The sequence below is a fragment of the Paenibacillus sp. M-152 genome (genome assembly GCF_003856555.1).
Classification (GTDB): domain Bacteria; phylum Bacillota; class Bacilli; order Paenibacillales; family Paenibacillaceae; genus Paenibacillus; species Paenibacillus polymyxa_C.
On sequence record NZ_CP034141.1, the window covers coordinates 3,989,267 to 4,002,266 of the forward strand.

Annotated in this window: 15 protein-coding genes; all 15 read right to left on the reverse strand. The window is 48.2% G+C overall.

The genetic code is table 11. The features are described 5' to 3' along the window. Positions 1–26: 26 nt before the first annotated feature. Positions 27–800, reverse strand: a complete 774-nt coding sequence (locus tag EGM68_RS17305; protein WP_129549649.1) for a class I SAM-dependent DNA methyltransferase — start codon at positions 798–800, stop codon at positions 27–29. A 3-nt stretch (positions 801–803) separates the two neighbouring features. Next, on the reverse strand, positions 804–1,712 hold the full coding sequence (locus EGM68_RS17310; protein ID WP_013372198.1) for a CvfB family protein: 909 nt from the start codon (positions 1,710–1,712) through the stop codon (positions 804–806). Next, the gene (gene rsfS / locus EGM68_RS17315) at positions 1,709–2,056 is read right to left on the reverse strand and encodes a ribosome silencing factor (protein WP_013372199.1); all 348 of its coding nucleotides are present in this window, start codon (positions 2,054–2,056) and stop codon (positions 1,709–1,711) included. The genes EGM68_RS17310 and rsfS overlap by 4 nt, the downstream gene beginning before the upstream one ends. Next, positions 2,053–2,649 (reverse strand): bis(5'-nucleosyl)-tetraphosphatase (symmetrical) YqeK, encoded by a 597-nt coding sequence (gene yqeK / locus EGM68_RS17320; RefSeq protein WP_013372200.1) that lies wholly within the window; start codon positions 2,647–2,649, stop codon positions 2,053–2,055. Before yqeK ends, rsfS begins: the two co-directional genes overlap by 4 nt. Then, positions 2,633–3,223: a nicotinate-nucleotide adenylyltransferase gene (nadD, locus tag EGM68_RS17325; RefSeq protein WP_013372201.1), complete on the reverse strand. Its 591-nt coding sequence runs from the start codon at positions 3,221–3,223 to the stop codon at positions 2,633–2,635. The genes yqeK and nadD overlap by 17 nt, the downstream gene beginning before the upstream one ends. 17 nt (positions 3,224–3,240) lie before the next feature. Continuing rightward, entirely contained in the window at positions 3,241–3,537 is a 297-nt protein-coding gene (gene yhbY / locus EGM68_RS17330) for a ribosome assembly RNA-binding protein YhbY (protein WP_013372202.1), read from the reverse strand. A 68-nt stretch (positions 3,538–3,605) separates the two neighbouring features. Continuing rightward, positions 3,606–4,475: a shikimate dehydrogenase gene (gene aroE, locus EGM68_RS17335; protein ID WP_129549650.1), complete on the reverse strand. Its 870-nt coding sequence runs from the start codon at positions 4,473–4,475 to the stop codon at positions 3,606–3,608. Positions 4,476–4,580: 105 nt separating this feature from the next. Then, positions 4,581–5,708: a ribosome biogenesis GTPase YqeH gene (yqeH, locus tag EGM68_RS17340; protein ID WP_013372204.1), complete on the reverse strand. Its 1,128-nt coding sequence runs from the start codon at positions 5,706–5,708 to the stop codon at positions 4,581–4,583. After that, positions 5,701–6,231 carry a YqeG family HAD IIIA-type phosphatase gene (locus EGM68_RS17345; protein ID WP_013372205.1) on the reverse strand — a complete coding sequence of 177 codons (531 nt, stop codon included), beginning with the start codon at positions 6,229–6,231 and terminating at the stop codon, positions 5,701–5,703. Before EGM68_RS17345 ends, yqeH begins: the two co-directional genes overlap by 8 nt. 141 nt (positions 6,232–6,372) lie before the next feature. After that, entirely contained in the window at positions 6,373–8,619 is a 2,247-nt protein-coding gene (locus EGM68_RS17350; protein ID WP_129549651.1) for a transglutaminase domain-containing protein, read from the reverse strand. Continuing rightward, complete coding sequence (locus EGM68_RS17355) at positions 8,616–9,863, reverse strand: DUF58 domain-containing protein (protein ID WP_025675588.1); 1,248 nt, start codon at positions 9,861–9,863, stop codon at positions 8,616–8,618. The genes EGM68_RS17350 and EGM68_RS17355 overlap by 4 nt, the downstream gene beginning before the upstream one ends. 3 nt (positions 9,864–9,866) lie before the next feature. Next, positions 9,867–10,826, reverse strand: coding sequence for an AAA family ATPase (locus tag EGM68_RS17360; protein ID WP_129549652.1), 960 nt, complete (start codon positions 10,824–10,826; stop codon positions 9,867–9,869). Between the two features lie 215 nt (positions 10,827–11,041). Next, positions 11,042–11,398 carry a stage V sporulation protein AE gene (gene spoVAE, locus EGM68_RS17365; RefSeq protein ID WP_013372209.1) on the reverse strand — a complete coding sequence of 119 codons (357 nt, stop codon included), beginning with the start codon at positions 11,396–11,398 and terminating at the stop codon, positions 11,042–11,044. Continuing rightward, complete coding sequence (spoVAD, locus tag EGM68_RS17370; protein WP_013372210.1) at positions 11,395–12,417, reverse strand: stage V sporulation protein AD; 1,023 nt, start codon at positions 12,415–12,417, stop codon at positions 11,395–11,397. The genes spoVAE and spoVAD overlap by 4 nt, the downstream gene beginning before the upstream one ends. Next, on the reverse strand, positions 12,414–12,920 hold the full coding sequence (spoVAC, locus tag EGM68_RS17375; RefSeq protein ID WP_016821646.1) for a stage V sporulation protein AC: 507 nt from the start codon (positions 12,918–12,920) through the stop codon (positions 12,414–12,416). Before spoVAC ends, spoVAD begins: the two co-directional genes overlap by 4 nt. Between the last annotated feature and the right edge of the window lie 80 nt (positions 12,921–13,000).

Sequence of the window (13,000 nt, forward strand, 5' to 3'; positions counted from 1 at the left end):
TTCTATATTAGGCCAATGATTCCTGGCTATTTTACAGCGACATAGAAAAGTCTCGCCGCGTCATCTTCTGCTTCTACCCATTCAAAATCTGCATATACCTTCACATCACGAAAACCCGCTTTGGACAATTCTGCCTTCATCCAGTCTGGATCATAAGCACGCTGTACATGAATTTCCTCAAAACGCTGGTACAGATCGCGTCCTTCATGTTCTGCTCTCGCAAAGATACTGAGATGATGCTCAATTTCACAACGTGGAGTGTCCAATGCGCATGTCCAGATATACGAGATAGAGCGTTCATCCAGTACGAATGGTTGTTCTTCATCATAACGCAAAAAAGTCTGGGGGTGATGTACATCAAATAGAAAGGTTCCACCAGGCTTCAGACCAGCATACGTTCTGCGGAAAGTAGAAATGATATCTTCTTCCTCAAGTAAATAATTCAGGCAATCGCAAAAAGAAATGACAGAATCCACGGGCTCCGGTAAAATCCATTCTCGCATATCCTGCTGTATCCAGCGAACGCTTCCCTCACGAAACAATCGCTGTCCTTGAGGAGTGGTTTCCATTTTGCGACGGGCTACTGCCAGCATGTCAGAGGATAAATCGATGCCAGCCACCTCGAAGCCCGAGTTAACCAGTGGAATCGTAATTGAGCCCGTTCCGCAGCCCAGCTCTGCCACTGTATGTGGCATACCGTATCGATCCCAAGCCTGCCGTGCAAAGCGCAACCAGTCCGGGTACGGCATGTCCTGCATTAGCTCATCATACACATAGGCAAACTTGCGGTAAGAAACCATCTTTTATTCCCCATTCCCGTCCTTCGGTTTAGGCATTGTCTCCACCAGGTAGGTCCAGTTTTCTTTTTGTGTAACCAGTCCTTCCTTCATCAGCTTGCCCATCGCACGCTTGAAGGCGGATTTACTGATACCAAACCGTTGTTTGATAATATCCGGCGGCGTTGCGTCAGAATATGGCATGCCGCCACCCGGACGTTCCTTCAGAAATGCAATTAACCGATCCGCATCCTCATCACGGCCTACTTCCTTGCGTGGCGACATCGCCAGATTGACCCGACCATCTTCGCGAACAAGCGTGACCCGTACCTTAACCTCCTCGCCCAAGCGAAGCATGCGGTTACGTTCCGAGGAATGAATCATCCCTATTGCACCAAAACCAAGCACACCCCCGTCCACCAGGACGAATGTGCCCATCTGAAGCGGCTTGTACACCGTCGCCTGCACCCATGTATTAAGCCACGAACTAGGAGCATGGAAGCACAATGGAGCCAGTTCCTGCTCCCCTGCCAGCTTAGCTCGCAGTCTGCCTTGTTTGTCATGCTCCATAATGGCATACACGTAGTCACCCACACGAGGATGCAGATCCCGGTTTTCTGGCAACTCACGAATCGGCAGCAAAAGTTGACGACCCAGTCCCATCTCCAGGAAACATCCCAAACGCGGATGCACATCGGCCACCTCGAGCTTTGCCATTTCTCCCAAAGACAAGAACGGTTTTTTCATAGTTGCAGCCAAACGGTCCTCTGTATCGTGGAAGATAAATACCTCCAGCCGTTCACCCACCTCGATTTCACGAGTCAGCTCCGTATAATGCAGCAACACATCCTGCTCGCCGACGGTAAGGAAGTAGCCGAAAGGCGATACTTCACGATCCACCATAATGGTGACATAAGTACCAGCGATCAAACTCATACCTTCTCCACAACCTTAGCATCCGACCAGAGTCGTTCAATGTTGTAATATTCGCGTTCGTCGCGATGGAAGACATGCACTACAACATCTCCCAAATCCATTAGAACCCAGCGAGCGGAATCCATTCCTTCGATTCCTTTGATGGCTACACCTTCATCATGAGCGCGTTTGCGAATTTCGGTTACAATCGCCTGTACTTGTGTATCCGAATTACCGTGGCAGATTACAAAATAATCCGCGACTAGCGATACTCCACGCAAATCCAATGCGACAATATTCATTGCCTTTTTATCATTAGCGGCCTCAACCGCCGTTTGCATTAATTTCTCATTCGTTAGGGTCATTCATGAACCTCCGTTTTTTTCTGTTTTAGCTGTTGAATCAAGTCATTGCGCGACAAGACCGTCAGCGGAAAAATAACCTTTTGCTTTTCCAGCAACAATGAAATTGTAGAGTCAAATCCAGCAATAAGGCCCTGCTCCAAACTTTTCTTTGCCTGTTTGCGGATATGTTCAACCCCGGGGAAATCCCGCCCTGGTTCGATGTAATCAGCCAAACACACGACTTTGTCCAGCAGGCTCATACCTACACGTCCTGATGTATGCCAGCGGATTGCGTTCCTTATTTCCGGATCATCCACTCCGTAATCTCTTGCTGCAACGCAGTACCCTACCTCTGAATGCCAGAGCTGCTTGTCATGCTCCAATAGCTCCTGATCACATTCAGGATAGTTACGAATCACTTCTTCCATCTGTTGAACAGGCCAATATTTCGCCACATCATGCAAAATAGCCGCCAGTTCCGCCTTATCCGGGTCTGCTCCATAACGTTTTGCAAGCTCCACAGAGGTATGCATAACACCCAGCGTGTGTTTCCAGCGTTTTTCAGGCATCTGACCAGATACGGCTTCCATTAGCTGCTCACGGCTGTACTTCATACAAACCGCCCCTTGTAATATAGTCATGTACACGATCAGGCACAAGATAACGAATGGTACGGCCTTCTGCAGCACGCTCCCGTATATCCGTCGAAGAAATGTCCACCACTGGCATATCTGCCAGCAGTACCTTGTCCTGCAAATAATGTGGCAACTCATCCAACGCAAGCTGGAAGCCTGGTCGCCGCACCCCAATAAAACAAATCCGCTGCGCCAATTCCTCAATTCCCTGCCAATGAGGCAAGTAGTTCACCATATCCGCACCAATAATAAAATAAAAATCTACAGCAGGATGCAGCTCCTGAAGCTTCTTGATCGTGTCAATGGTATAGGATACCCCCCCGCGAAGCACTTCAATATCCAGCACTTCAAAAGCAGGATGACCCGCCACCGCTTCACTTGTCATCTCCAGACGCTCCTTGCCGCTTGCCCCCGCTTGATGCTTGTGCGGAGGAATATGAGAAGGCATAAACCATACTTGATCCAGCTCATAGGCATCTCTTGCCGCTTCTCCAGCCAGCAGATGTCCAATATGAATCGGGTCAAATGTACCACCCATAATACCGATTTTCATAATTTTCTCCCCGCGTATTATCCTCTAGGCAACTCGATTTGCTTATGATCACGAGATTCCTTGTACAAAATAATGGTGCTTCCAATAAGCTGTACAAGCTCGGAACCCGTCTCTGCTGCCAGTTCTTCCGCAATTTCATGTTTATCGTCCAAACAGTTGTTCAAAATTTGTACTTTCATCAGCTCACGCTTTTCAATCGCATCATTGATGTGACGCATAAGATGCTCATTCGTACCGTTTTTACCTACTTGAAAAACCGGGTCCAAATGATGCGCCATAGAGCGCAGATATCTTTTTTGTTTACCTGTTAACATGTATATTTAACCCCTTCGTCGCCACATATGCAATGCGGCATTTCCATAATTTTAATGTATAATCCGACTTACGACAGGCTTCTCAGCACAGCCGCTCTCATTTGGTCTACTGCAGGGGCCACCCCCGTAAAATACTCAAAAGCCACTGCCCCTTGGTACACAAACATGCCCAAACCTCCATGTACAGTGCAGCCGCGCTGTTTACGGCTTTCGCGTAAAAGTCTCGTTTCCAGCGGGTTATAGATCAAATCACTCACAATGATTCCTTCCGGAATCAGACTCGTTTCCACTGGAAGCTCATCAGATAAAGGAGACATTCCCACCGAGGTTGTATTAATCAACACATCCACTGTCGTGAGCACATTCCTAGCTTCCTCGTTGGAATAGCCCATTACTGGAATTGCTTCTGTCGTCCACTCCAATGCCAGTTGTTCAGCTTTGTCACGTGTTCGGTTCAGAATAATGACCGATTCAGGTTGCTCCTCCAACAGGGCATGAATCACGCCCCGAGCAGCCCCACCGGCTCCTAAAACAGCAATTCTTGCACCCTTTAACTCGACAGAAGTCTCTTCTTTGAGGGAACGCACGTAGCCAATTCCGTCCGTATTATAGCCCTTGAGCCGCCCATTGTCATTCACTATCGTATTGACAGCGCCAATGAGCCTGGCCCCTTCATCAATCTCATCCAGATATTTCATAATCTCAACCTTATGGGGAATCGTCACATTGACTCCGCGGAAATGCAAAGCACGAATCCCCTTCACGGCATCCTCCAGCTGATCCGGTGTGACATGAAGAGGTACAAAATCTCCATCAACCCCCGCTGCCTCTAAAGCTATTTTATGCATAAGGGGCGATTTGGAGTGCTTGATCGGATCACCCAATACGCCCAATAGTACAAGATCTCGTTCGATCGCTCCAGACTCCCCGCTGCTCATCGTTGTTCTCCCCCATATTACAAAATATTAGGCCGCTCAAATACATGAATGGCGGCAGGAACCAGGTTGTGTTCCTTGCCGCCCTATCACTTGGTTACAGCATTGTTAAATCAACGCAGGCCGCAAAAGCACACGGACTCCCCGAGGAGCATGAACCGCTACCAGAGCTCCGTTCTCGCTATTTACCCTAATCCATCCCAAACCGGATATATAGATGTCCGATGGAGATTTGCGTGGAACACGGAACTCATGTCTGGTCCATTCCGGCATCTCTGCCAATTGATCGCGTGTTGGCGGAGACAATAACTCCCCGGCATGATCAGCGAACAACTGATCAGCTCGCTCCAGCTTCGTACGATGTATTTTAAGACCACCGTTAATGTAGCAGGTAAATGATTGGTGCTGACCATCTACAAAATCAAATCGGGCCATACCGCCGAAAAACAATGTTTGTCCGGCATCAAGCTGATATGCAGCAGGCTTCAGCGGCTTGTCCGGCATAATTGCGCTCAAGTCCTGGCGGGAGACGATTTCACTGAACCGCCAAGGGTACACAATACCCGGAGTATCAATAATGTGCTTGCCGTCGTCGAGCGGAATATTCACCATATCGAGTGTAGTTCCTGGGTAACGGGATGTTGTGAGTTCCTGCTCCATATCGCTGTAATCACGGATCAAGCGGTTAATGAGCGTGGATTTACCCACATTTGTGGCTCCGACCACATATACATCGCGGTTACCACGCAGTTCAGATACCACATCCAGCAGACGGTCAAAGCCCTGATTTTTTTTAGCAGAGCACAGTACGATTTCTTCCGTGCGTAGCCCTTGCTCCTTCGCTTGCTTTTGTACCCAGTTACGTACCTTGTTCCAGTTTGTCACCTTAGGCAACAAATCGGTCTTATTAACTGCCAGTACAACCGGATTCGAGCCTACAAAACGCTGTAGACCGGAAATCAAGCTGCCTTCAAAGTCAAAAATATCTACAATGTGGATGACGAGCGCATCCTTGTCCCCAATCTGACTAAGTAGCTTCAAAAATTCATCTTGATCTACCGTCACCGAAGACGTTTCATTATAGTTTTTGATCCGGAAGCAACGCTGACAGATGACTGGTTCGCGAGTTAATAATTTTTCCGGAATATATCCCGGAAGGTCCGGGCCAGTGGTCTGCATGACGATACCGCAACCACTACATTTGACGGCAGTTCCGCCGTCAGGTCTTTCAGTCATTCTTCTTTTCCTCCTCAAGCCATAAGCCTTTCTTACGTAACCTTGTGAGCGCGATTCGCTCCAACCGTCGATTAAATCGGGTCATGACTCCTTCATCATGAATGGATATCGGTAGTACCAGAACGGTATGCAATCCCATTCGGTTGCCTCCCAACACGTCCGTCAACATTTGATCCCCGACCATAATAGTCTCTTCCGGAGTAAGCCCCATCATACGAATGGCTCTACGAAAGGACGAGTTGGATGGCTTCCGGGCGGCATGTATAAATTCAATGTCCAAAGGCGTAGCAAACACGGATACACGGTCCATATTGTTATTAGACACGATGACAAGCTTAAAACCCGCCTGTTTGACCTTTTCAAACCAGGCCACCAGCTCGGGAGTTGCGTTCGGCGCTTTTGCACCAACCAGCGTGTTATCCAGATCCGTAATAATGCCGCGATATCCTTGAGCATACAAGCCTTCAAGATCAATATCAAAGACGGTATTCACCCGTAATTTGGGCATCAGCATTTCAAACAACGTCGGTCACCTCAGTTTCATACGACAAACTATACCATATTACTATGGCTTAGTAAAAAGCTATCCGCAACAAACGGACAGCTTTTACTAAACATATCGATTAAGATTAAAAATTGCGGCATCAAACCCAGTAAAAACAGACTAGCCTTCATCCTTCTGATCAGGCTTTGCTCTTCGTCCAGCCCATCGTTTCATCCAGGGTCCCTTCTGCAATAGGGAGGCTTGCTGGCGAACACTACGCCAATCCTCCGCGGTTACCGACGAAGGACTATAACGCGCTTGTTCAAAGCGTCCTAGCAACTGATGTAAAATCGCAGCGCGTTCCGGTGCTTCTTGTGACCATCTGTCGACTGATTCCCTCAGTGTCTCATGGCTGGCACGGACAAAGCCTTTCCTTCGCATGTACCGTAACCAGTGTTCAGTTTCGACGACCACCTTTTCATCCGGGGTCAGCGGCTTACCTGTCCGTAAACGCAACAGGTAAAAGTGAATGTCTGCCCGATTACGCCAGATGATATAAGCTACCCACAGCAGAAGAATGGCAACAGCAGAGCCTATGATTACAGGATGAATCTTAAATCCTTCCCCTGGAGCCATCTGCGGGGTCTGCTCAGGCTGCTCTGGTTCTGGCTGATCTTTGACCTCTGAGGCGTCTGGAGTCTTTGTATCCTCCTGCTCTGTGAGTAACGGCATATCAAAGCCGGGCGTAGCTTCTACCGGAACCCAGCCATATTCGCCTAAATATACTTCTGCCCAGGAGTGAGCATCCGCATTTGTCACAGAGTAAGAGGACATACTTTCGTCACCATCGCCCGTTGTTGCATCATCCGAAAATGTCTGCTGGCCAGGTGCATACCCTTTGACCCAACGAGCTGGAACCCCAACGGAGCGAGCCATCATGACTAATGAAGTGGAATAATAATCGCAGTAGCCCTCCCGAATCTCAAACAGAAAGGCATCCACGAAATCCCTGCTTCTTTTCCGAGAAAGATCCGGATTATTCGTATAGGCATAATTTTGCTGTAAATACTGCTGTATCAATCCGACTTTTTCATACGGCGTTTTGGCCGTTGACGTTACGTTCCGAGCCAAATCACGAACCCGCTGCGGCAATTCGTCTGGAATTTGCAAATAGGCTTCCTGTTTGCTTTTTCCGTACAACTCATTAAAACTTTTTGTACGCAGTTCTTTCTCAGGGATTACAGGAACGTGAGATACCAAGGTATACGTTTTAGGATAAGCAGTTCTTCGTGAGGATGGATTCCAAAGAAGTTCTGCCTGTTGCGGATTCCAACGCAACCCGTTTGCACGTGAATCTCTATCCACCGATTGGACACGATGCACCGAATAGGCGCCAAACAGAACGGGATAGCTCTGATCATTTTGCATTGTAACGGTCTGTACGACTTGTTCAGTAGAATGCCGCGTTTCTTGTGTGTTTTCAAGTTCAGCGGTCATCGGCACCTCATTTGGCGTTAGATCATCGTTCCCACCGTCACTCCAGCCTGTACCGGAATAGATTCGTTTTGTTTCTCCCCGCCAATAGCTTCGCTGATTAGTTGTGATGGTCATGACGGGCGAATAATCAAAATTAAAACCTCCACCCAACCGATTATCCTGGCGACTATAACCCGATGCAGTGTTCATGCGCTGATTCAGCGCCCCAGATCCATTGGTGGTTCCGGCGGTGGTTGAGCTGATACGCTGGGTCCACGCTGTATAGGGGTCCGTCAAAGCAGGCTGTACCTCGGGCATATTCACACCTGCCATAATAATTAGCGCAAAAATGACAGCAATATTGGCCGCAATTTTATACGGATAACGCCGAATATGCTTCCATCCTTGAGGATAATGCTGACGAAAATACTGCAAATGCTGTGTCACTAGCCATCCCATACCAGCAAAGACGATCCAGGCAACCTCCTCCCACAGCACAGTTGGTGTGAAGGAATCAAGCACCGCCAGAGCTGCGATATTGATGCCCACAAAAACTAGAATCCGCTGCTTCGTTGTAACGATGAGCGGCACCATTTCAATGACTAGCCAAGCAATGAGGGAGAACCAAACATAAGGAGACATGTTAGATATAAATTGATCCAGACGATTGGCTACCCCACCGAAGGGGATAATAATGGAGTAAGACACTAATGTCCGATACAAAATAAAAAACAGCGTTACCGCCTTAACGATAAATTCAATCCATGGACGGAATGGTAGTAAAATCTTCACTAGCGCCAGCATTGTAATGGTCGTCAGTACAAGTGCTCTTGTCTCTTCCAGCCATAATTCGGAAGCAAAAGACACCCATTGCATGGCAATAATAATAATCCACAAGAAAGTAAAGGCGAGGGCCCAGGAGCTCTTTAACGATTGTAACCAGGTTTTCATTGTGTCCCTCCCCCCATTACAGCCGGGAGCTCTTCGAGGCTCTCAACATCGTAGCCCTTAATTCCCCTTGCACGAAGCATGCTCATCCACTTTTCAGCTTCTCCCTCGGCAGAACCTTCCCCGATATAGACGTGACACGGGGTCATCCCCCGCGTATCAGCCCAACGGAGAAGCTCTAGCGCCTGATGATCCTTCAGTGGACTAATCAGTATAAAATAGCAACCTTGCGGAAACTGGCGCACACAGCTCTCTACAGCGGTCATCAAGCTACCTTGCGAAGTAGTGTGAATGTCTACCAAGTGATGCATCATTCGTTGTCGTTCCATCGTCTGCTCACTTGGCTGAAAAACAGTCCCCTTCTCTCCAGCTGTACACAGTCCGACCCCCATCCGCTCCCGTCCACCATATTCCAGCAATGAAGCGGTAGAAGATACAGCTAGCTCAAACTGATCGGCGTTTACATAATGCTTTGTTTGTACGTCGAGCACAAGCATCGTTTTGGGAACCGTCTCATGCTCAAATTCCTTGGATTTCCAACTACCTGTACGAGCCGTCGCATTCCAGTGGATGCGTGAAAACCGATCTCCATATACATAATCCCGCACACCGTTGATTTGTGTCGTTTCACGACGCGTTCGAGTTTGAACAGTCTGCGGTCCAGACATCCTTGAACGGCGATCATTGATCTGCCAGTAGGGGATAAATACCGTTCGGGGGAGCACCCGAAATTCACCACGTGCATTCAACCTGCCCTTGTGCTCCAACAGGCCAAAGATGTCCTCACTCACACATTCGGTTTCCTCAAAATAGTAGCTTCCTCGTTCTAAAGCAGGGGTTTGAAATGTAAGTTGGCCGCCCCCTTTCATACTGGGGATGACACTGTCTTCAAACGACCAGGATTCCCCCGTATGCCGCTTGAGCACCTCGCGAACAATGACATAGGGTAACGGAAGAAAGCCCGGAATGCTCAGACTGAGCTTTACGTGTACCTGATCTCCCGCATGCAGTAGTTCCCCGAACTCCGAGCCTTGCGAAAGCTGCCGATGGCCCTGTACGCGACGAACTCCACTCAGACCAACCATCCACAGATAAACGATTAACAGCGTAACCATTGACAACAGCATGACCGATGTTTTGCCACCCTGAAACAACAAATAAAGCAGGCACACCACCCATATAAGCAACATAAGCCAGATGCGACCTGATAGCCGGGGAAGCCTGCGCTTCCTTTTGACCATGTTCATTCCCTAAGAACGCTCCATTCGTACGGGTATATGAACCTGTCGGAGAACGGACTGCAGCACGGACTGGGCGTTGGAGCTATCGAGGCGTGCTTCGGGACGAAGCAGCAAACGGTGCGTCAGCACATAAGGTGCCAGTGCCTTCACATCATCAGGCAGCACATAGTCACGGTTATCCTGAAAAGCGTATGCCTTGGCAGCCATGACAAAAGCAAGTGCGGCGCGTGGACTAGCTCCGAGCAACACGGATGGATGTTCCCTCGTCGCACGCACAATATCGAGTAAATAGGACGTCACCGCTTCATCCATATAGATATCTCTGATTTCCTGCTGGATGTCAGCAATCTGTTCCATATGCGCTACAGCCTCCAGACGGTCTGCTGGCTGGCCCGTCTGATGATGAAGCAGCATGTTTCGCTCCGTCTCCAAATCAGGATAGCCCAAGCTGATTTTGAGCATAAAACGATCTAATTGTGCTTCCGGCAGCATATAAGTACCTTCAAAATCAATTGGATTTTGAGTGGCACACAGCATAAAAGGATGAGGCAACATATGAGTGTCCCCATCCACCGTCACACTTCGTTCTTCCATAACCTCCAGCAGAGCTGACTGGGTTTTCGTCGTCGCCCGGTTAATTTCGTCTGCCAGTAAAATGTTAGTCATAACTGGACCCGGACGGAAATAAAAACGCTCGTCCCGTGGATGAAATATAGATACTCCTGTAATATCGCTCGGTAGAATATCAGGATTACATTGAACGCGGCGATAATCACCACGCATGGATTTAGCAAGAGCCTTGATCATTTGCGTTTTCCCCGTACCCGGAACGTCCTCGATCAGAATGTGTCCACCCGCCAGCATAGCCGTAAGCAGTAATTTTATTTCAAAGGATTTCCCTAATATGCATGATTCCAGATTAGAACGTATTGCAGATACAATCTGCACAGATTCTTGACGCACGGGCATAACTCTGTAAACCTCCTAGATAGCAACATGTTTCCTATTATTGTACATGAAGGTGGACATAGAGTACACTTAACTCCCTGCCCATATTATTCAAGCTCCATCTTCTCTTGCACGTACATGTTTTTTGGAACAGTCAAAAACCCTTCGGCTATCAAATCCGAAGGGTTGATTGTATACAGTTTATTTTACTTTTGTCCTATTGTAGCACCCTGCTTTTATATGCTTCCTTTTGGACGAACAAACAAACATGCCAGAAAAGAGAAAATAATCGCCGAGGAAATCCCTGCACTGGTCAGACTAAAGATCCCTGTAATGACACCAAGCCATCCGTCCTTTTCCAATTCGGTTAATGCACCGTGTACGAGTGAGTTACCAAAGCTGGTAATTGGAATCGTCGCACCCGCTCCGGCAAATTTGATAAGCGGATCATATATTCCGACAGCGTCCGCAATTGCACCTGCTACCACCAACGTACTCATTGTGTGTGCCGGAGTCATTTTGATAACATCCATCATCAACTGACCCACGACACAAATGGCACCGCCTACTAAAAAAGCCCATAGAAATATCATACTTTTCCTCCCGCTTCAAAAGCTACAGCATGTGCAACACAAGGAATGCTTTCACCCTGCTGTGTAGTCAAAGGAGATAATAACGCCCCGGTCGCCACGACCAGCACCTTTTGTAGTTCTCCCTTTTCGATCCGCTTTAACAGATGCCCATAGGTTACAACAGCCGAGCATCCACAACCACTTCCACCTGCAATGACCTTCTTTTGCTTATTGATGTCGTAAATCAGTAAACCGCAATCATTAAATTCCGTTTGATTCATATCGAATCCATCTTTTTTGAGCAGCTCTTTGGCAATCGGCAGCCCTACAGAGGCTAAATCCCCTGTTACAATAAGATCATAGTAGCCTGGGTCCCTGCCTGTATCTCGAAAATGAGACAAAAGCGTGTCCGCCGCCGCTGGAGCCATGGCTCCGCCCATATTAAAGGGATCTTTAATGCCCATATCCATTACACGCCCAATGGTAGCACAATCCACCACCGTCCCTGACTTCGCATGTCCCACAATGGCCGCACCGGAACCGGTAACCGTATACTGGGCTGTGGGGGGCTTCTGTGCTCCATATTCATTAGGATAGCGGAATTGCTTTTCCACGGTACAGTTATGGCTGGTTGTACCCGCCATCACGTAGTCGCCCGCCTCTGAATCCACAATAAGTGCTGCTAAAGCCAAGCTTTCCATCGACGTTGAGCAGGCTCCAAAAACGCCTAAATAGGGAATAGCCAGCTTGCTAGCCGAAAATGAGCTACTGACAATCTGATTCATCAGATCACCACTGATGAAAAATTGCACTTCCTCTTTGTTTAAATTGGAATTAATTAACGCAAGCTCTGTAGAATGCTCAATTAATCTTCGTTCCGCCTTTTCCCATGTTTTCTCGTTTATTTCGATATTGTCATAAATATAATCGAAATCTGTGGACAACGGCCCCTCTCCTTCATCCGGGCCTACAACAGTTGCACTACCAATGATGCGCGGTCTCGACTCAAACTTCCAGGTTTGTCCTCCCTGTCTTCTCATAAGTGGTTGCCCCCCACACCGAGGATCGCGTATATAACGCCTACGATAAATGCGGCCACAACACCGAATACGACAACTGAGCCTGCCAGCTTGAACATATTTGCGCCCACTCCAAGTACCAATCCCTCGGAACGATACTCCAATGCAGCTGAACACATCGAGTTCGCAAAACCTGTAATCGGTACAGCGGTTCCCGCTCCTGCCCATTGGGCAATCTTATCGTAGACCCCGATGCAAGTTAATATAACAGACAACAAGATCATCATGGATGCAGTCGGTGCCGCAGCCTCTTTGGCGGGAATATGCATACCTGCCATAAAGGCTTCCTGGATCGCCTGCCCAATCACACAGATGACGCCTCCAACCAGGAAAGCACGCACACAATTGGCAAATACTTTTCTGGAAGGTTCATGCTTTTGGGAAACACTTTGATAGTCTTTCTCATTTATGGACAACGGCGACGAATTGGTACGAAAACCGCGCTGTCCTGACTTAGCTGGCATCATTCACCACCCCTTATTCGTAAGTTCCGCGCTTGGCGGTTCAGATTGCTTGGCTCCTTAACATTATGAGCTTTTAGGGG